Origin of the sequence: Haloterrigena turkmenica DSM 5511, from assembly GCF_000025325.1 — an archaeon.
GTDB classification, from domain to species: domain Archaea; phylum Halobacteriota; class Halobacteria; order Halobacteriales; family Natrialbaceae; genus Haloterrigena; species Haloterrigena turkmenica.
In genome coordinates this window covers 3,594,838-3,612,886 of record NC_013743.1, presented here as the reverse complement: position 1 = coordinate 3,612,886, position 18,049 = coordinate 3,594,838, and the positions used below count along the sequence as shown (strand labels likewise).

At 62.8% G+C, this 18,049-nt stretch carries 18 protein-coding genes; 12 read left to right on the top strand and 6 right to left on the bottom strand.

Going from position 1 to position 18,049, the window contains the following annotated elements; all coding sequences use genetic code 11:
• Nucleotides 1–52: 52 nt before the first annotated feature.
• From HTUR_RS17260 to HTUR_RS26795, 3 genes are all read right to left on the bottom strand, one after another.
• A complete protein-coding gene (locus HTUR_RS17260; protein ID WP_012944626.1) occupies nucleotides 53–1,228 on the bottom strand; it encodes a signal peptidase I in 1,176 nt (391 codons plus the stop codon).
• A gap of 122 nt (nucleotides 1,229–1,350) precedes the next feature.
• Nucleotides 1,351–2,535 carry a CARDB domain-containing protein gene (locus tag HTUR_RS17255; protein WP_012944625.1) on the bottom strand — a complete coding sequence of 395 codons (1,185 nt, stop codon included), beginning with the start codon at nucleotides 2,533–2,535 and terminating at the stop codon, nucleotides 1,351–1,353.
• Nucleotides 2,536–2,641: 106 nt separating this feature from the next.
• On the bottom strand, nucleotides 2,642–3,142 hold the full coding sequence (locus HTUR_RS26795; RefSeq protein WP_394298206.1) for a hypothetical protein: 501 nt from the start codon (nucleotides 3,140–3,142) through the stop codon (nucleotides 2,642–2,644).
• A 355-nt stretch (nucleotides 3,143–3,497) separates the two neighbouring features.
• On the opposite strand from HTUR_RS26795, the gene HTUR_RS17250 reads away from it, so the two are divergent.
• The 5 genes from HTUR_RS17250 (at nucleotide 3,498) to HTUR_RS17230 (ending at nucleotide 9,965) form a co-directional block, all read left to right on the top strand.
• On the top strand, nucleotides 3,498–6,152 hold the full coding sequence (locus tag HTUR_RS17250) for a vWA domain-containing protein (protein WP_449271830.1): 2,655 nt from the start codon (nucleotides 3,498–3,500) through the stop codon (nucleotides 6,150–6,152).
• 162 nt (nucleotides 6,153–6,314) lie between these two features.
• On the top strand, nucleotides 6,315–6,851 hold the full coding sequence (locus tag HTUR_RS17245; protein ID WP_012944623.1) for a DUF7344 domain-containing protein: 537 nt from the start codon (nucleotides 6,315–6,317) through the stop codon (nucleotides 6,849–6,851).
• 2 nt (nucleotides 6,852–6,853) lie between these two features.
• On the top strand, nucleotides 6,854–7,666 hold the full coding sequence (locus tag HTUR_RS26790; RefSeq protein WP_012944622.1) for a hypothetical protein: 813 nt from the start codon (nucleotides 6,854–6,856) through the stop codon (nucleotides 7,664–7,666).
• A 155-nt stretch (nucleotides 7,667–7,821) separates the two neighbouring features.
• Nucleotides 7,822–8,148, top strand: a complete 327-nt coding sequence (locus tag HTUR_RS17235) for an EMC6-like membrane protein (protein WP_008893595.1) — start codon at nucleotides 7,822–7,824, stop codon at nucleotides 8,146–8,148.
• Nucleotides 8,149–8,150: 2 nt separating this feature from the next.
• Nucleotides 8,151–9,965, top strand: a complete 1,815-nt coding sequence (locus tag HTUR_RS17230; protein ID WP_012944621.1) for a ribosome biogenesis/translation initiation ATPase RLI — start codon at nucleotides 8,151–8,153, stop codon at nucleotides 9,963–9,965.
• A 103-nt stretch (nucleotides 9,966–10,068) separates the two neighbouring features.
• Here the strand turns inward: HTUR_RS17230 and HTUR_RS17225 are convergent, their stop codons facing one another.
• The gene (locus HTUR_RS17225; protein WP_012944620.1) at nucleotides 10,069–10,590 is read right to left on the bottom strand and encodes an archaemetzincin family Zn-dependent metalloprotease; all 522 of its coding nucleotides are present in this window, start codon (nucleotides 10,588–10,590) and stop codon (nucleotides 10,069–10,071) included.
• Nucleotides 10,591–10,629: 39 nt separating this feature from the next.
• Here HTUR_RS17225 and HTUR_RS17220 point away from each other — a divergent pair, with 39 nt between their 5' ends.
• The 3 genes from HTUR_RS17220 to HTUR_RS17210 all read left to right on the top strand — a co-directional run bounded on the left by HTUR_RS17220 (nucleotide 10,630) and on the right by HTUR_RS17210 (nucleotide 12,801).
• Nucleotides 10,630–11,046 carry a UPF0146 family protein gene (locus tag HTUR_RS17220; protein WP_012944619.1) on the top strand — a complete coding sequence of 139 codons (417 nt, stop codon included), beginning with the start codon at nucleotides 10,630–10,632 and terminating at the stop codon, nucleotides 11,044–11,046.
• Between the two features lie 66 nt (nucleotides 11,047–11,112).
• Complete coding sequence (locus HTUR_RS17215) at nucleotides 11,113–11,805, top strand: metalloprotease family protein (protein ID WP_012944618.1); 693 nt, start codon at nucleotides 11,113–11,115, stop codon at nucleotides 11,803–11,805.
• Nucleotides 11,806–11,919: 114 nt separating this feature from the next.
• Nucleotides 11,920–12,801, top strand: a complete 882-nt coding sequence (locus HTUR_RS17210; RefSeq protein WP_012944617.1) for a TIGR01548 family HAD-type hydrolase — start codon at nucleotides 11,920–11,922, stop codon at nucleotides 12,799–12,801.
• A gap of 20 nt (nucleotides 12,802–12,821) precedes the next feature.
• On the opposite strand, the gene HTUR_RS17205 is transcribed toward HTUR_RS17210, so the two are convergent.
• Together HTUR_RS17205 and HTUR_RS17200 are read right to left on the bottom strand one after the other, a co-directional pair.
• Entirely contained in the window at nucleotides 12,822–13,661 is an 840-nt protein-coding gene (locus tag HTUR_RS17205) for a glycerophosphodiester phosphodiesterase (protein ID WP_012944616.1), read from the bottom strand.
• Between the two features lie 371 nt (nucleotides 13,662–14,032).
• Nucleotides 14,033–15,073 carry an LLM class flavin-dependent oxidoreductase gene (locus HTUR_RS17200; RefSeq protein ID WP_012944615.1) on the bottom strand — a complete coding sequence of 347 codons (1,041 nt, stop codon included), beginning with the start codon at nucleotides 15,071–15,073 and terminating at the stop codon, nucleotides 14,033–14,035.
• A gap of 132 nt (nucleotides 15,074–15,205) precedes the next feature.
• Between HTUR_RS17200 and HTUR_RS17195 the strand changes: the two genes are divergently transcribed.
• The 4 genes from HTUR_RS17195 (at nucleotide 15,206) to HTUR_RS17180 (ending at nucleotide 17,933) form a co-directional block, all read left to right on the top strand.
• Nucleotides 15,206–15,463: a hypothetical protein gene (locus tag HTUR_RS17195; protein WP_012944614.1), complete on the top strand. Its 258-nt coding sequence runs from the start codon at nucleotides 15,206–15,208 to the stop codon at nucleotides 15,461–15,463.
• Nucleotides 15,464–15,580: 117 nt separating this feature from the next.
• Entirely contained in the window at nucleotides 15,581–16,249 is a 669-nt protein-coding gene (npdG, locus tag HTUR_RS17190) for an NADPH-dependent F420 reductase (RefSeq protein ID WP_012944613.1), read from the top strand.
• Between the two features lie 286 nt (nucleotides 16,250–16,535).
• Entirely contained in the window at nucleotides 16,536–17,489 is a 954-nt protein-coding gene (locus HTUR_RS17185; RefSeq protein WP_012944612.1) for a cobalamin-binding protein, read from the top strand.
• A gap of 6 nt (nucleotides 17,490–17,495) precedes the next feature.
• Nucleotides 17,496–17,933 carry a desampylase gene (locus HTUR_RS17180; protein WP_012944611.1) on the top strand — a complete coding sequence of 146 codons (438 nt, stop codon included), beginning with the start codon at nucleotides 17,496–17,498 and terminating at the stop codon, nucleotides 17,931–17,933.
• The last annotated feature ends 116 nt before the right edge of the window (nucleotides 17,934–18,049 follow it).

The window sequence follows — 18,049 nt, the reverse complement described above, 5'->3', positions numbered from 1 at the left end:
GTTCTTCCATGCGATCCGAACATTATAACGATATTGGCCATCGATGAGCAGATCACTCTCGGAGCCACTTGCGCAGCTTCCGCTCGAGGCGGGTCGATACCGGAATATGATCGCCCGCCGAGCGAACGCGCAGATCGTTGTGCCCGAAGACGACGAGCACGATCGCGACGGCGAGACCCACGATGACGCCGTTGACCGCGGCGATCGCGGCGAGCGGATGCAGGCCGTGTAGCCAGACGATCGCCGCCGGCGGGAGCACCGCGAGGTAGCGGTACTCGCCGACGTGTCGCGTGTACGACCCGGTCTCGTCGGGCGCGGTCAGCGAGACCGTCGTCTCCCCGCTCGAGCGGATCCCGACGGTCTGCGTCGGTGGGTCGATTGCGACGTTGTTGCTCCCGGGCTCGTGGACGGCCACGATGGGGAGATAGCCCGCGTTATCGACCGTGCGGGTGAGTTCGGTCGTCTCTCCGGGGGCGATCACCTGCGGATCGTCGGTCGGCGAGTCGGTGCTCACGAGTTCGTACTCGGTGGTGCCCGCGGGGACGACCATCGCCGCGGTCGCGAAGGTAACGAACACGAGCAAGACCAGTCCCAGCGCCGTCCAGAACGCGATCACGTTCTCTCGAGAGCGTGATCGATGGATCTCGCGTCGCGCCGGACCGAGTCGCTCGAACACCGTCCCGAACCCGAGCAGGGCGACGCCGACGGCGACGAGGGCGGCCCCGAGCCCCTCCGAGTCGCCGGTCGTCGTCAGTCCGACCACCGGAGCGACGCTTTCGTAGGCCGACTCGACGACGCCCTGTACGCCCATGATCGCCGTCCCGAGGAGGGGAATCGTCACGACCTCGCCGTTTACCTGCCAGGCTTTCGCGACGATCTGGCCGTCCGTGACGTGGGGCTCGCCGCTGTCCTGGTCGGTAAAGGGGTTGGCGTCACCCTTGGTGACGTACCCCTCCTCGGTCTCGCCGACCACGCGGTGGGTCGTCAGCCCACCGCCGTGGAGTTCCCGGGCCTCGAAGACGACGACGTCTCCCTGTTCGACCGAGCTATCGACGAGGCTGGGGACCGCGACGAAGCCGTCGCCGGCGTCCATCGCCGGCTCCATGCTACCGGTCGCGACGTACCCGAGCAGGATCGGCTGCCCGAGGAGTTGGCCGACCAACAACAGGACAACGACGAGGGCGACCCCTAGCCCCAGCGTTCGCTTCAGGAGCGTCGTCCCCGTCATCGTGGCGCCTCGAGAAAAATCATCGATATTTGATTATTCTATCGAGACGACGTTCGAACCGGGCCGTCTTAACAGTCCCGAACGAGCCGAGATGCGGGTGTTCGTCGGTTCTCATCATCGGATCAGTATTTCGAGACGATCGCCCAGCGGCGGTTCGCAGCGACGCCGAGGAGCAGGGCCCCCATCGTCAGCGGCGGCGCGAGCGCGGCCGTCGTCGCTGCCGACAGCTGTCGATCTCGGATCGGGTGTGGCTCCGGTTCCGAGACGGTGACCGAACCGGCGTCGACGCCGCTGATCGACAGGTCGTACGTTCCGGGGACATCGAACTGGCGCTCGAACGTCACCGTTCGCTCCGTGCCCGACTGGACGACGACCGTTCTGGTATCGACGACGATCCCGTCGACCGCCAACTCGAGCGTTCGCTCGACGGGCTCGTTCGTCGGGTTCCTGACGGTCGCCGAGACCGTCGTTCGATCGCCCCTCGTGAGTTCGGCGTCGGTGACCGACGCCTCGCTGATCTCGATGCCCGGTCCCGTGACAGTCACCCGTTCGCTCGCCGCGCCGTCGATTCCGATGTCGTAGCTGCCCGGCCACTGCAGCTCCCGCTCGAAGGTGACGGTTCGGGTCTCACCGCCGGCGATCTCGATCGTCTGACTGTCGACGACGGTGCCGTCGACGGTCAGCTTCGCGGTGTGCCGTTTCGCCGTGTCGTTCCCGTTTCGGTAGGTCCCCTCGATCGTCACTGACTCGCCGGTCTCGAGGCTCGTCGGAGTGACTGTGAGGGACTCGAGGGAGACACTCTCGGGCGTCTCGTTTTCGTTATCCTCGTCGTCTTCATCGTCCTCGTCATCGTCATAGCGGACGTGTACCGTGAACGTCTCCGTGCCCGCGTGAGCGACATGCGTATCGACCGCGACGCCGACGCTGATAGTATCGCTTGCTGATGGCTCGATCGGGCTTGATTCGGTGATTTCGGCCGTCGGATCGTTTCCGGAGTAGAACTCGAGGCCCTCGATGTCGTTCTCGATCCAGACCCGCTGGACGTCATTATCGGCGATCGTGATCGTGAAGACATCGCCAGCAGTGGTGATTGCGCGGTCGTTGAGGGCCTCGAGGTTGAGTGTAATCTTGTCGTCATCAATGACGGCGTACTGTCCATTGGTTCCATCGCTCGGCGCAAGATGGAGATGTTTCCTCTCGTCGACTGGTTGACCTCCACCAAGTGTGAGTGCAGCTGTCGGAATCACAAGTGTGAGCCCTAAAATGAAAATAAAGACAGTAACTACCGGCGATGAGATAGACAACATTTGTTTGGTGTTCGTTGTGTTAGATCAGTTTATCCCCTCGAAGACCTCCGCCTCTAACGTCTCTTCGTTCTAGTGTCATAGAGCCGAGAAAGACGTTAGTGAGAGTTTAGTCTGCAACGATTGTCACGTTCGCATTAGAGATACTACTGCTGGAATCGATGACGATATCGATGCTTACTGGACCATCACTTGTCGCTATATCTGTCGTTGCAGTAATTGCTCCTCCAACTATCGAGCTTCCATTAACCTGAAAATCAATAGTGCTCCCATCGACTTGACCGGAATTCTTCACGTAAATGCTGTGTGCGTTGCCGTTCGAGTCGTTGTTTTCGACTTCGAAGACGTCAGTGAACGTTGTCGTAGCGTTGTCATTCAAGTCATTAAACGCTAGTTTTAGCGTGCTTGAACCATTGGAACTGTCGTTGTTCGTTTCCGTAGTCGCATACGAACTGGTCGGATTCAGGACCAACTCCGCAGCCGAATCGTTATTGAATCCGACTGTCATTGTTCGAGTCGCTTCCACACTACTAAACGCCCCCGTCCCAAGCGCAGCTCCGCCGCCTGCGACAATTGTCCCCAGTCCGACTAGCACATTGCGTCGATTCATTCTCATGGTTATGGTTTCCGTATGACCGCGTCGGTCCTCCCACCTCGAGGCGGGAATCCAGTACGCGGTTCTTACGCTCACCGTGGAGTGCGACCCACTTTGTATTCGGTTGCCAGAAACACCGAAAGCTCGGTAATACGCCCGTTCAAGACAGTCTTGAAGAGTAGAGATTGGCCGCTACCACCGCTACAGCGCCCCCAAAAGCTAGTCGGATCAATTCATCAGCAGTAGCATTGAAAGTGAGCTAGAGGTATCTCCTCCGGTCACATCGTTCGGTAGCGCTCAGAATCATCCTATTGAAGATTGAGTTAACACTCATTACATTTTATAACACAGTAATGGATACGAATTCGTAATGGGTTGGATTGGTAGAGAGGATGATGTCTCTCTTTCCGAACGGGTCGATCGGGGGGCGAGTCCTCAGTTAGGGATTGTATTGTTGTTCGTAATGGTATTTCTCGGAGCAACGACCGTCTACGTCGTCGGAATGGGAGCGTTCGATGCCGCAGAATCCCAAGCGTACGGCGAACAGAGTCAGCGAGAACTCCGACAGTTCGATTCCACGATATCGTCGCTTGGAGTGCAGGACGATACTCCGGCGCCTGTCCAATTCAATAATTTAGACGGGGAACTGATTTCTGACGGTCAAATCGAGGTAACCGTCTCGGACGGATACGTGAACGATAGTCGCTCGATAGAGCTCGAGACGCTGGTTGCGACCGATAAAGGCGGTAACGAGTTCGCGTATCAAGCCGGTGGGGCTTGGGACGTTTCCGGCGACCGAGCGACCGCGGTTTCGGATCCGAATCTCCGATATTACTACGAATCGACCGAGGACGGGCAAGCCGGACGAGTCGATATCGTACCGGTCACGCTCACGGGAACCGTCGGCACGGGCGAGCATACGGTCCGGGAAATTCCGAATCCCGATACAGACTCGTTCGAATCGCTCGGGGAGGATATCGAGGTCGTCAGCTATACCACGGTCGAGGTTTCCGGGTCGTCTTACCATCACGGATGGTACAACTTTCTGAAAGACGAGTTCGACGCGACGGACGCCAACAACTGTGAGGTCTCCAACTCGGTCGACGAGAACATTATCTGCCACGACGAATCCGAGGAGACGGTCACGGTCGTCGCAAACGTCGATGGCGAGGAACCGCTTCGCGAACTCGTCGATATCGAACCGACGGTTCGCAGCGGACTCTATATCGACGGTGAAACGGGCACTCTCAAGTCGTCGCTTTCAATGAACGCGTACGGAAACCACAGTTCGGACGGTGACGACTCTCCCGGCTTCTTGCTCGCGAATTACGATGAATTCCATCTACACAACCACGCCGATATCGAAGGTGTCCCGGTCGTAAACGGTGAACTGGGTTCGAAAGGGAATCCGTCGATTTCACCGATCGGCTACGGAGTGGCCGTCAATGGGACCCCGCAGGGTGAATCGGAGAGCGGCAAGAAGCTTTATCGGTTGGATTCAGAGAACGAGGGAGAGGGTAAAGGCGTCGAAGGAACGGCACTCGCAACCGAACTCTCGCAACCGTACACAGACGTCGATCCGATCGACGACAAGATCGATCGCCTTCTGACGTCGTACCTCTCTGGCAAGCCGTCGGCCGATGGTGACGTTTCTACGGGCATGTACAGCGGGGAAGACGGTATCGATTCGACGGATTCCTCTGATGGAAACGTCAACATCGGTGTTGACGGCAGCCTCGACCTCTCGGACGTCGAGATCACCGGCAACAACCGGACGAATTTCTATGTCGACGGTAATGTCGAACTATCGGATGTCGAGATCCAACCCGACGACCGTGCGGACTCGCTGTGGGTGTACGCTACTAGCGATTCGACGATTACCATCGAGGACGACTTTCAGGGAGTCGTCTACGCACCGGGTGCTGACCTCGAAATCAAGGATGATGTGACCATCGACGGGGCCGTTATCGCCGGCGATGCGGCTGAAGGTGGCGACGACACGCTCGAGATCGGCGACGACGTTCAGATTAACTTTGATCGCTCGCTGCGGAGTGCAACACCGCTATCTGAGGAGGACACCGATCTGTTATTCGAGTACAGTGACACGCGGCCTCCGGTCGACGTAACGTTCGTTCTCGACCGATCGGGATCGATGGGCCCCCATAATCCAACGTCGTGGAGCGCGTACGAACCTGACTATGAGATCGATATCGGTGAGGAGTGGGAGCCAATCCCGACCGACGAACCGTTTAGAAATACGCATGACTGGAAGTCGATCCAAGTCAGAGACGACGACGGGACGATCAGAACGCTCGAGCACAGAGATTTTGTCCATCCCGATGATTGGACGGAAATTCGGGTCCATCCCTACCATCAGTTCGGATATATACCGGGCTCAATCGGTATCTACCCACATCCAGGAAACGATCCAACGAACCAGCGAGTCGAGGCGACCAGAAACGTTATCGACGAACTCGACCCCAGCGCCGATCGGGTCGGAGTCTACGATTTCGCCAGCAGTGGCCGAGCCCTTCATCCCCTTAGCGATGATCTCGAGTCGGCGAAAGAGAGCGTCGTCGGCACCGCATACGGTGGGACGAACATGGCCGCCGGGCTGGAAGCGGCACTCAACGATTACGCTACCCGCGGTACCGATGATCGCGAGCGAATCGTTATTCTCCTGAGCGACGGTAAGAACTCCAACACTGCCAACGACGAGCGGATGGACGAACTGGCCGATCGGTCGGATGACCTCGATTACACCCTTCACACCGTCGGTCTCGACGCGCTCGAGCACGACTCGATACCTGAAGACAAACTCGAGGGATGGGCGACTGAGACCGGCGGAAATTACTACCAGACCGCTGATCCCGACGAACTACTCGATCTCTTCGAGGAGATCGTTGACGAAGAGATCGACCTCGATATGGATACGCAGATGCAACTCGCCGTGAACTACGATACAGGGAGTACTGCGAACTATGCGGTGCACGTTTCCGAGCGGACTGTAGAAATCGACCATTGACGGCCGCCCAGTACGCCTGTCACTCGGGTCGGAACGATTCAGAGATGCTACACGCTGCTGACTGATTGGTCGGCCACTGTAGAGTTGGGAGACAGGCGTATCTCGCGGCAATAAGCGTTATGTATCAGTTAGACGTATTTTCAACATAATACGAACGATTCAATGGCAACGCAGATGGGGGGCGATTCGGATCGGGGGGAAATCTTCGATCTTCTGAGCAACCATCGGCGGCGATACGCGATTCACTACTGCAAACGCGAGGACGAGCCGGTCACGCTGGGGGACCTCGCCGAACACGTCGCCGCCTGGGAACTCGACAAGGAGATCGAGGAGATCACTTCCGCCGAACGGAAACGGGTGTACACGTCGTTACAGCAGACGCATCTCCCGACGCTCGAGCGAGCCGAAATGATCGAGTTCGACAATCGAACGATCGAGCTCACCGACGAGGCCTCGGAGCTAGACGTCTATCTGGACGTCGTTCCGGCGGACTCGATTCCGTGGGGACTGTACTATCTGGGGCTCGCTGCGGTCGGAGCGATCGTGATGGGTGGGCTCTGGCTCGAGGTCGTGCCGACGGAGACGGTCTCTGAACTCGGCTGGGCGACGCTGGTGTTCGCGCTGTTTGCGGTTTCTGCGGTTGTCCACGTGGTACAGAGCCGACGGATGCGACTGGGTGAGATGGAGCGGCCACCGTAACTATGGCTCGAACTATCACCTTCGTCGGTAGTTGTCTGATCGTCCTCGGAGCAGCCATGATAATCAGTCCAGCGTTCGGTTTCAGTTCACTGGCAGCTGATCGAGGAGTTAGCGTTAGTACTGCCAGCCACCCGGACGCACTCATCGGTATTACGGCACAGAGTTCGACGATTGATAAACATAACAAACAAACCGAGATTGCAACTATCGAGAGTAATACGAACGCTATCGATATAACCAGCCTCGATAGTACCGATATAACTGTTTCCGAGAGTGACGAACTACTAGATCTAACTGTTCGTCAACAGGACAATAGTTGGAGCGTCTCCGGTTCCTGTACATCAAATAAGGCAGCTGGGAAGACCGACATTATAATAATGGTCGTCGACGCTTTCGGTGACGGCGTATCCGTCCAGGGAGCTACAAGAACGATCAAAGATATTACCGTCAGTTGTGGAGATGGTGGCTTCAGTGCCGATTGGTACGAATTCACGGACGAATACAATGAAAATGGCAAAGAAGTCACGTTTTCGATACGGAATACGCACAACGAATCGGTAACAGTGACTGGTATCAAAATAGATGATACAAGTAATAATCCCGCTCAATCCTATCAGGTCATAGAGCTTGATTCCTCGAATACTACTGACAGCGAGGTCAGAAACGAGGGTGAATATGCTGTCGGAGCGGAAGAGTTCCACGACCCGTATACTATCAACGAAGACGAAGAAGTAAACTATCGACTAGATGGTTTCGACCGGAATGTCAAGGATAAGGATGTGGTCATAACGATACTCACTGACGAGAACTCCTGATCTCGGATGAGTATCGTCTGTTATCCCGACAGCGTTCGTCGATTGGGACTGCCACCTTCAGGCCGTATTGGAAACTTGCCTCGATGCGTGCACACGAGATTCCATTTCGAGACCAACCCGAACTCCTTTTCACCACCGGCCACTGAATTCCATCCATGTCGACCGAATCGATCAGTGACCGACGCGAGCACATCCGCTCGATCAGCGTGACCGCGCTGGCCGCGCTGTTGGGTGTCGCCGCGGCGTTCGGCTCGATGGCACTGGTGGGTGACGTGTCGTCGGCCGACGCGGCCGCGAACGACACGCGGACGCTCATGCTCGTCGCCGGTGCGATTCTCGCCCAGTTCGTGCTCTACGATTTCACGAGCATCTACGATGACGACGAGTTCGGACCGAAACACTACCTGTTCATCGTATTCATGACGTTCTCCCTGTGGTTCGTGACGTGGGGAATCTTGCTCACGACGGGGGCCGTCGCGTAACCATGGCCGACGACAGCATCGCCGTCGTAGACCTCGATCGGTGCCAACCCGACCGCTGTAGCTACGAGTGCAAGAACTACTGTCCGCCCAACCGCACGGGCAAGGAGTGTATCACTCTCCGCGGGGAGGAGGCCGACGAGGGTCAACCCGACCAGGTCCACATCTCCGAAGAGATCTGTCTGGGCGAGACCTGCGGGATCTGCGTCGAGAAGTGTCCGTTCGACGCTATCGAGATCATCAACCTGCCGGAGGAACTGCAGGACGACCCCGCCCACCGCTACGGCGAAAACGCCTTCTCGCTGTACGGACTCCCCGCGCCCCAGGAGGGGCAGGTGACGGGTATTCTGGGTCCGAACGGGATCGGGAAGACCACCGCCGTTCGCATCCTCGCCGGCGAACTCGAGCCCAACCTCGGCCGCCACGAGGAGGAAGTCGACTGGGACGACGTCCTCGAGGCCTACCGCGGGACGGAACTGCAGGACTACATCGCCGACGTGCGCGACGGCGACGTCACGATCGCGCGCAAGCCACAGTACGTCGACCAGATTCCGAACAGCTTCGACGGCAACACCCGCGAGTTGCTCGAGCAGACCGACGAGCGCGGTGCCCTCGACGACCTGGTCGAGCGGCTCTCGATCGGGCCAGTCATGGAGCAGTCGATCGACGACCTCTCGGGCGGCGAACTTCAGCGGGTCGCCATCGCGGCCACGCTGGCCCGGGACACGGATTTCTACTTCTTAGACGAGATCACGCCCTACCTCGACATTGGCCAGCGCGTGACCGCGGCGCGGCTGATTCGGGAACTCGCCGAGGAGGAGGACAAGTCGATGCTCGTCATCGAACACGACCTCGCGATCCTGGATCTGCTCGCCGATACGCTGCACGTCGCCTACGGTGAGCCCGGCGCCTACGGTGTCATCACCGCGCCGAAATCCGTCCGCAACGGGATCAACGAGTACCTCTCGGGCTACCTCGACAACGAGAACATGCGGATCCGGCCGAATCCCATCGAGTTCGAAGAGCACGCCCCTCGGACCGCGAGCCACTCCGACACCCTCGTCGAGTACCCCGACCTCACCAAGAGCTACGGCGACGGGGAGTTCTCCCTCGAGGTCGAGGGCGGCGAGATCCGAGAGAACGAGGTGCTCGGCATCGTCGGTCCGAACGGGATCGGGAAGTCGACGTTCGCGAAGCTCCTGACGGGCAATCTCGAACCGGACGAGGGCGACGCGGACCTCGATCTGGACATCTCGTACAAACCCCAGTACGTCACGATCGACCAGCACATGCGGGTCGACGCGTTCCTCTCGTCGATCACTGACCAGTTCGGCTCCTCGTACTGGAACACCGAGATCGCTCAGCCGCTCCAACTCGAGCGGATCATGGAGCAGAACCTCTCGGACCTCTCGGGCGGCGAGCGCCAGCGGGTGGCCATCGCGGCCTGCCTCTCCGAATCGGCCGATCTCTACCTGCTCGACGAACCCTCGGCTCACCTCGACGTCGAACAGCGCGTCCAGGCGACCAAGGCGATCCGACGCTACGCCGAACAGCAGGACGCGACGGTCATGGTCATCGACCACGACATCTACATGATCGACCTGCTGGCCGACCGGCTGATGGTCTTCGACGGTGAACCCGCCGTCCAGGGCCGCGCTGGCCAGCCCCAGCCGATGCGCGACGGGATGAACGAGTTCCTCGCGAACCTCGAGGTCACGTTCCGCCGCGACGAGCGGACCTCGCGACCGCGGATCAACAAGCCCGAGTCGCAACTCGACAGACAGCAGAAACAGGACGGCGAGTACTACTACGCGCCCTAACGTCGGTCCTGACCGATCTTTCGTTCGAACGATACTGATACCCGAACCGGTGAGCCGCGGCTCCAGTCAGCAGAGATCCGAAGCGACCGTTCTGGCCCGACGATCAGCTAATCAGCCGCTGACAGCTCCCGCAGAGGTTCTCTTCCTTGATGTCGACCTCGCGGACCGTCGGCGAGAAGTTCATGACACAGCGGTTGTTGTCGCAGTGCTCTAACCCGTAGGTGTGGCCGATTTCGTGGACGATCTCCTTGCGGACCCGGTCCTCGAAGATGTCCTCGGCGCTCTGGTTCGAGAAGCCGCCGTCGCTCGAGGTCTGGAGGCGGTAGGTCGAGACGACGCTCCCGCTGCCGTCGAGGTAGGCCAGCCCGAAGACGTAGTTGCGACGGCGGTAGAAGAGGTCGTGTGGCGTGATCGCGATGTTTTTCGTCCCGCGGCCGACCCGTTCGGCGAGCTGGATGAACGTTTCGGCGGCGTACTGGTTCCGGTCGGCGTCGTAAGCACCGTTCGGGACCGACTGCGAGTCGTTGACCGAGACGTCGCAGTCGTAAACCGATCGCAACGCAGCGGAAGCCGCCCGCTTGACGTTCGCGGGGACGTTGCCGACCGGCACGATATCGACGAGCATGGCAAGGGCTATGGCCGCGGGTGGCATAAACGTCCCGCCGTGGCCCACTCTCGCCGGAACGCGGAGACGCTGCTCGAGACCCTGGCCGAGTACGATCGGCTCGTCGAAGTCGGAATCGGTCGCCGAACCGACGTAGCGGCCGCGCTGGCCGATCGCGGCGTCGCCGTCACCGCGACTGACGTCCACGACCGGCCGGTCCCCGACGGCGTCCGGTTCGTCCGCGACGATATCGTCGACCCAGATCCAGCGGTCTACGCCGCGGCCGAGGCGATCTACGCGCTGAACCTCCCGCCGGAACTTCACCGACCCGCGCTCGCGGTGGCTCGCGAGACCGACGCCGACCTCCTGTTTACGACCCTCGGCGGCGACCAGCCCGCGATCCCGGTCGAGCGCCGGACGATCGAGACGGGGACGCTGTACGTCGCTCGAGCCTCGCCGACTGAACGCCGACGGTGATAATCACCCGCATCTGACCGTTCGCTGTCGAAGGAATTACCACTGTTCGGGACAGTTCAACGGCCAATGACTCCTACTGGCGTTTCGCCTCTCGTCGCGGTCCTCATCGTCGTCGTCGCGATGACGGTGATCGTCGCCGTCGTCGGCTCTCTGACCCGAGTCGTGATGCGCCTCCTCGCCGCACCCGGCGTCGTCGTCCACGAACTCGCTCACAAGCAGGTCTGTCACCTCGTCGGGGTGCCCGTCAGGGAGGTCGCCTACTTCCGGTTCGGCGACCCACCGGGCTACGTCCGCCACGCCCAGCCCGGACGGTACCGCGAGTCGTTCGCGATCAGCGTCGCCCCGTTTCTGGTCAACACCGTCGTCTCGGTCGCGGCCTTCCTCGGGTTCGCCGCGCTCGCGTCGTCGCTGGGAATCGCGGACGCCCTTGCCCACGCGACCGCGGAGCCGGTCGCGTCGGCGAACGCACTTCGTGACAGCCTCGTGGCGGCCCCGAGCGGCGAACTCGCGCTCACGGTCGCGCTCGGATGGCTCGGCCTCGCGGTCGGCGTGCAGGCGTTCCCGAGCACCAGCGACGCGAACACGCTCTGGACGCGCTCTCGATCGGAGTGGCGGCGAACGCCGGTCGTCCTGCTCGGCGTCCCCGTCGTCGTCGTGATCTACCTCGTGAACCTGCTCTCGTGGCTGTGGGCCGACGTGATCTACGCGCTGGGGCTCTGCTTGCTGGCGTTCTACACGGTCGGCGGACTCGGGTTCTGAGGGCTCGAGTCGCTCCCGGTCGCGGCACTGAGACCGCGGCAGTCACGTGCGGCGGCGACGACCGCACGAGCGGAATCCGACCGCCTTTATCTTCGGCGCCCCGTCTGGACGGGTATGAACGCAGACGCCGTCGTGCTAGACGTCGACGGAGTGCTCGTCGACGTCGCCGACTCCTACCGACGCGCGATCGTCGACTCCGTCGAACGCGTCTACGACCGAACGATCCGCAAGGCCGACATCCAGCAGTTCAAGGACGCCGGCGGGTTCAACAACGATTGGGAACTGACCTACGCCGCCGCGCTGTACGTGCTCGCGACCGGCGAGGGGTACGGCACGTCGATCGACGACTTCACCGACGAGATCGCCGCCCGCGGCGGCGGCCTCGAGGCTGCCGAGGACGCGATCCGCGACGACCTCGGTGCCCGGGCGACCCAGCGAGTGCTCGAGCGCTGGGACCGCGAGCGGCTTCGGGACGGCTTCCAGCAACTGTATCTGGGCGCCGACCTCTATCGAGGCCTCGAGGGCGGCGAGCCCGACATCGAGACGCGCGGATTCATCCACGACGAACCGATCCTGCTCGAGGAGTCGACCCGCGACGCGCTCGTCGGGGACGACGCGCTCTCCGTCGGCGTGCTGACCGGCCGTCCGGAAGCCGAGGCCGAGATCGCCCTCGAGCGCGTCGGCCTCGAGGACGCGATTCCCCCCGAGCACCGGTTCACGATGGACGACTGGGAGGAGGGCAAGCCCCACCCGCGGGCGCTGACGACGCTCGCCGAGCGGTTCGATGCCGACCGCGTGGTCTTCGTCGGCGACACGTTAGACGACGTTCGGACGGCGAACAACGCCCGCGAGGCCGATCCTGAGCGGGAGTACCACGGCGTCGGCGTCCTCACCGGTGGGCTGACGGGCGAGGAGGGGCGCCGAAAGTACGAGGCCGAAGACGCCTCGGCCGTTCTCGAGTCGATCAACGCGTTGCCCGACCTGCTCGAGTCGTAGGACTTTCGGGCACTTTACGGCTATCGGGCGCTCGAGTACGTTCCCAGCTCCGGGTAGTCGGCGACGATCCCGTCGACGCCCGCGCTCTCGAGGGCCTCGAACTGGCGCCAGTTCGTCGCCGTCCAGACGTTGACCGTCCGCCCCTCGGCGTGGGCTTCCTCGAGGATGTCGATCTTCGGCTCGTCGGCTCCGAACCCGGCGTACTCGGTATCCGCGAGCGGCGTTCCGCTGATCGCGTTTCTCGGCGGGTGGATCGCCTCGCAGTCGTAGCGGCGGGCGATCTCGAGGCCCGCCTCGAGGTCGTCCCAGACGAGCGCCGCGGCGGCGTACCGCGGCGCGATCTCGCGGAGGGCAGCGAGCGCGCCCTCGCAGAACGACGAGAAGAGGAGTTCACCGTCGAAAGTCGCGCAGTCATCGATCACGCGCTCGACGAACGGCGTCCAGACCTCGCGGCGATCGTCTCGGTCGTCGGCCGAGAGGGACTCGCCGAACCGCAAGTCGGTCGTCCCCGGATTTTTGAGTTCGACGTTGACACCGACCGTCTCGGGGATCGCCTCGAGCAATTGCGCAAGTGTGGGGACCGTTTCGTCGGTCCCGAGGACGCGTGCGGTTTGGATCTCCCCGAGCGGTGTTTCCCAGACGAGTCCCGTTGTGTCGGTGAGCGGACGGCCGTCGCGGGTGTCGGTTCCCTCGAGGCGCTCGTCGTGGATCACGACCGGGGTGCCGCAGGCCGCGGGTTGGACGTCGATCTCGAGCATGGTCGTTTCGTCGTGTGCTGCGGCGGTCTCGGCCGCTGCGATCGTGTTCTCCGGGGCGACCCCCGCATAACCGCGGTGGGCGATCACCGCTGGACTGTCCATGGTCGGACGACGACGGCGGGATTAATGGAGGCTCTGTTCCGGAGCGTAATCGTCTCGAGTCGATATTCGACGAGCCGAGGACCCGTTGTGAACGTACTCGTGACGAACGTGCTGCTCGTGCTGGCAACGGGGACTTCCACACCCACCCCAGCCGATTCGCTCACTCCAATGCTCACGGCTTGCGCCGTTCGCTTCACCGCGGCGCGTAGCGCCGCGCTTCGCTCGCTCATCCACTGGAAGACGCTTCGCGTCTTCCAAGCCGTTCGCTCGTACGACTCGCGAAGACCTCGCGCAGTTTCGACTCGCGGTTCGCTAGTCGCTCACCGCGATTCAGCGCGCGCCACCGCAGGTCGGTTTCTTGGTCGTGACGACTATTCGCGCGCCTCGAGGCCGACGGCGTCGGCGAGCAGTTCGTGCGAGCGCAGCGTCGTCTCGGGGTCGGCGTGCTGACTCTGGATCACGACCTCGTCGACCCCGGCCTGTGCGGTCAGTTCCTCGAGGATCTCGCGGGCCGTCTCCGGTCCGCCGGAGAGGTGCCGAGGCCACTCGCCGGGCTCGATGTCCGTCGGCGTCGGGTCGGGAGCGTCGCCGAGGACGTCGATCGCCCGGTCGACCGACCGAATCGGGAGTCGGTCGACCCGCCCGCTGCGGAGCAGTCGCGACGAGGCCTCGGCGGTCGCGCGGAGCCGCGCGGCCTCTTCGTCCGTCTCGGCACAGGTCATGTTCACCGCGATGGCGCCGCGGGGCGCCTCGAGGCCGGCGCCGTCCGGCGAGGGCTCGAAGTGCTCCCGGTAGGTCTCGAACGCCTGTACCGCCGGCTCGGGGCGGATGAACGCGGCGAAACAGTACGGCAGTCCCAGTTCGCCGGCGATCGTCGCGCTCTGTGGACTCGAGCCGTGGACCCAGATTTCGGGCGCGGAGTCGCCCGATCGGGGTACCTCGAGGTCGCGGAACGGGTGGTCGTCGTCGAAGCCGCCGTAGAGATGGTTGGCGACCTCCTCGACCTTCTCCGCCTGATCGTCGCCGGTTCGCCGCCGTTGGCTGCGATCCGGCTGGAGGGCGAGATCGCTCGCGGGGTTTCCCGTCGCCCGGCCAAGGCCGAGGTCGATCCGGCCGGGCTCCAAGGCGTCGAGGACGCCGAACGTCTCCGCGACCTTGTACGGGCTGTAGTGGTTCAACAGGACGGTGCCCGAGCCGACCCGGATGTCCTCCGTCTTCGCGGCGACGTAGGGGATCAGGGCCTCCGGCGTCGTGCTCGCCACCGAGTCGGTGAAGTCGTGGTGTTCGGCCACCCAGAACCGCGAGTAGCCGAGTCGCTCGGCCCGCCGGGCGCGTTCGATCGTGTGTTCGAACGCCTCCGTCGCGGTACCGTCCTCCGGCATCGGTGCGAGATCGACGATCGAGAGCTCCATATCTCGTCGTGGGGGCTGTCGGGGAAGTGTGTGCCCTTTCGCCGAGCCCTTGCCGACTCTCGGTCGGCGACGGCTCCGTACCCGACCACTGACGGCCCAGCTTTCACCCCGCTCGCACCCGAAGCCGTTCCCATGACCGAGACCACCCTCGAGGACGTCGAACGGAGCCTCGACCGCGCGACCGACCTCGAGACCGAGGAGGCGGTGTCAGTCCTGCGGACCGCTCGCCAGGATATCGACGATCTCGGGAACGATCCCGACGTCGACGAGGGGCGACGCCAGGAACTCGCGGAGCGCCTCGACCAGCGCATCCGCGAGGTGAGAGAGCGCGACGCGTACGACAGCGGGCTGGGGGCGGCGATGAACCCCGAGGACGACGACGCGCCGTAACCGCGACGGACGGCTGGGGACTCGAGCGATCGACCGTCGCTCGGAGCCCGTCCGAAAACCCGGCGAGATCGGCCGGCCTCCACCCCTTTTATTCGGATGCCGTCCTGAGAGGCGAGTATGCGAATCGCACTACTCGGCGGAACCGGCGATATCGGGCAGGGACTGGCCCTGCGCTTTGCACGCGATACGGACCACGAAGTCCTCATCGGCTCGCGCGATCCCGAGAAGGCTCGCGACGCGGTCGAAACCTACGAGGAGAACCTCGAGTCCCGCGGCGCCGACGCGGACGTCAAGGGCTTCGCGAACGAGATGGCGGCCGACCGGGCCGACGTCGTCATCCTCAGCGTGCCGCCGTACTACGCCGGCGACACCGTCGAGGCCGTCGCTGACAACCTCGACGAGGACACGATCCTGGTCACCCCCGCGGTCGGCATGCAGGGCGACGAGGACGGCCTCCACTATCACCCGCCGGGCGCCGGCAGCGTCACCGAACTGGTCGCCGACCGCGCGCCCGACGAGGTGCCCGTCGTCGGCGCCTTCCACAACCTCGCGGCCGACGCGCTCTCGGATCTGGACAACAACCTGGACCTCGATACGCTGCTCGTCGCGGACGACGACGACGCCAAGGAGACCGTCCGCAACCTCGCCAACGAGATCGAGGGCCTGCGCGCGCTCGACGTCGGCCCCCTCGCGAACGCGGCCGAAGTCGAGAGCGTCACCCCCCTCGTGATCAACATCGCGAAGTACAACGACGACCTGCACGACGTCGGCGTCAAGTTCCACTAACAAACTTTTACTCTGTGTGCGGTCGCTCCGCGACCGCACTCGTAAAATCTTCAAAAGAGCGCGAAGCGCTCTTTTGGACTGGGCGATTCCTTCGGAATCGCTTGCAGTCGGCGCTTCGCGCCGACGACCTCGCGGGATCGAAGATCCCGCTCAGCTTTGATGAAAAGCACTCCTCCTTCCCCTTCAGCCGCGCACAGCGCGGCTTTCGGGTCAGTCGTCGGCCCGCTCGCTCGCGGTGAGCGACCCTACACCACCGCTTTTGCCTCTCCACCGCCTACGAACTGCCATGCGAATCGTCACGACGCTCCCCTCGGCGACCGAAACCGTGGCCGCGCTCGGGATCGAACCCGTGGGCGTCTCCCACGAGTGCGACTACCCGCCCGGCGTCGAGTCCCTCCCGTCGGTCACCGACTCGAGGATCGACGCCGATGCCTCGAGCGGCGAGATCGACCAGCAGGTGCTCGAGACCGCCGACGATGGGGGCGTTTACGACGTCGACACCGACCTGCTCGAGTCCCTCGAGCCGGACCTGATCGTCACGCAGGGGATGTGCGACGTCTGTGCGGTCGACGAAGTGGTCATGGAGGACGCTGTCGAGGAGATCGACGCGGACCCGGAGATTCTCACCACCGATCCGCACAGCGTCGACGACGTTCTCGAGGATCTCGAGCGGATCGGCCGCGCCACGGGTCGCGAGGAGCGCGCCCGCGAGGTCCGAGCGAATCTCGAGTCTCGCATCGACGCCGTTCGAGAGCGAACCGCCGACGCCCTCGAGCCTAACGACCGGCCCCGCGTGGCCATCTTCGACTGGACCGACCCCGTCATGGTCGCGGGCCACTGGACCGCTGAACTGGTCGAGTGGGTCGGCGGCGAGTACGGGCTGGCCGACGTCGGTCAGCGCTCGAGTCCCCGCGAGTGGGCAGACATCCGCGAGTACGATCCCGAACTGATCGTCGTCGCGCCCTGCGGCTTCGGCCTCGAGCAGACCGCCGCGAATACCGCCGATCTGACTGAGCGCGAGGGGTGGGACGACCTCACCGCGGTCCGCGAGGGCCGCGTCTGGGCGATGGACGGCCACCACTACCTGAACCGGCCCGGGACGCGGCTGGTGGACACGCTCGAGGCGCTGGCCTCGATCGTCCAGCCGGAACTGTTCGACGAGGAAACGCCACCCGTCGCGCTCGAGGAGATCGCCGTGCCGTTCGAGCAGTTGACCGATCGACTCGAGGCGGAGGCGTAGCTACCTGTGACCGGTCCCGATCCCGGACTCGTCGTTCCCACCGCGATTCGCGATCGGATCCTTGAGCGTGCTCGTGAGGGCGCTCCAGAGGAGATTTGCGGAATCTTCGGCGGCGACTTCGAGCCCGAGGGACAGAGTCGGGTTCGCTCGCAGTATCCCGCTGGGAACGTCGCGGAGACGCCGCGAACCCGATACCGGATCGATCCCGAGGAGCAACTCGCGATCTTCGAGCACCTCGAGGACCGCGGCGAGGAAATCGTCGGCTTCTATCACTCTCATCCCCGCGGGCCGCCCAGTCCGAGCGCGACCGACGAGGCGCAGGCGACCTGGCCCGATCGGTCATACCTGATCGTCTCGCTCGAGCCCCTCGAGGTCGGCTCGTGGCGCTGGCGTGAGGACGGTGATGACGAGCGATTCGATCGGGAGCGGATCGTTCTCGAGTGAATATCGTCGACCGTGGCGAGTGTCCGAACGCCGCCGACCACGACGAGTGTCCTGCTATCGTGGCAACGAGGAGTGCCACTCCCTCCCCAACCGACTCACTCGCTTCTCTCGTTCGT

Coding starts and splice junctions, on each gene's coding strand:
- HTUR_RS17185 (WP_012944612.1), top strand. CDS start 16,536: ATGCGAATCGTCACGACGCTCCCCTCGGCGACCGAAACCGTGGCCGCG.
- HTUR_RS17215 (WP_012944618.1), top strand. CDS start 11,113: ATGACTCCTACTGGCGTTTCGCCTCTCGTCGCGGTCCTCATCGTCGTC.
- HTUR_RS17200 (WP_012944615.1), bottom strand. CDS start 15,073: ATGGAGCTCTCGATCGTCGATCTCGCACCGATGCCGGAGGACGGTACC.
- HTUR_RS17210 (WP_012944617.1), top strand. CDS start 11,920: ATGAACGCAGACGCCGTCGTGCTAGACGTCGACGGAGTGCTCGTCGAC.
- HTUR_RS17230 (WP_012944621.1), top strand. CDS start 8,151: ATGGCCGACGACAGCATCGCCGTCGTAGACCTCGATCGGTGCCAACCC.
- HTUR_RS17255 (WP_012944625.1), bottom strand. CDS start 2,535: ATGTTGTCTATCTCATCGCCGGTAGTTACTGTCTTTATTTTCATTTTA.
- HTUR_RS17205 (WP_012944616.1), bottom strand. CDS start 13,661: ATGGACAGTCCAGCGGTGATCGCCCACCGCGGTTATGCGGGGGTCGCC.
- HTUR_RS17245 (WP_012944623.1), top strand. CDS start 6,315: ATGGCAACGCAGATGGGGGGCGATTCGGATCGGGGGGAAATCTTCGAT.
- HTUR_RS17235 (WP_008893595.1), top strand. CDS start 7,822: ATGTCGACCGAATCGATCAGTGACCGACGCGAGCACATCCGCTCGATC.
- HTUR_RS26790 (WP_012944622.1), top strand. CDS start 6,854: ATGGCTCGAACTATCACCTTCGTCGGTAGTTGTCTGATCGTCCTCGGA.
- HTUR_RS17195 (WP_012944614.1), top strand. CDS start 15,206: ATGACCGAGACCACCCTCGAGGACGTCGAACGGAGCCTCGACCGCGCG.
- HTUR_RS17225 (WP_012944620.1), bottom strand. CDS start 10,590: ATGCTCGTCGATATCGTGCCGGTCGGCAACGTCCCCGCGAACGTCAAG.
- npdG (WP_012944613.1), top strand. CDS start 15,581: ATGCGAATCGCACTACTCGGCGGAACCGGCGATATCGGGCAGGGACTG.
- HTUR_RS17250 (WP_449271830.1), top strand. CDS start 3,498: ATGGGTTGGATTGGTAGAGAGGATGATGTCTCTCTTTCCGAACGGGTC.
- HTUR_RS26795 (WP_394298206.1), bottom strand. CDS start 3,142: ATGAATCGACGCAATGTGCTAGTCGGACTGGGGACAATTGTCGCAGGC.
- HTUR_RS17260 (WP_012944626.1), bottom strand. CDS start 1,228: ATGACGGGGACGACGCTCCTGAAGCGAACGCTGGGGCTAGGGGTCGCC.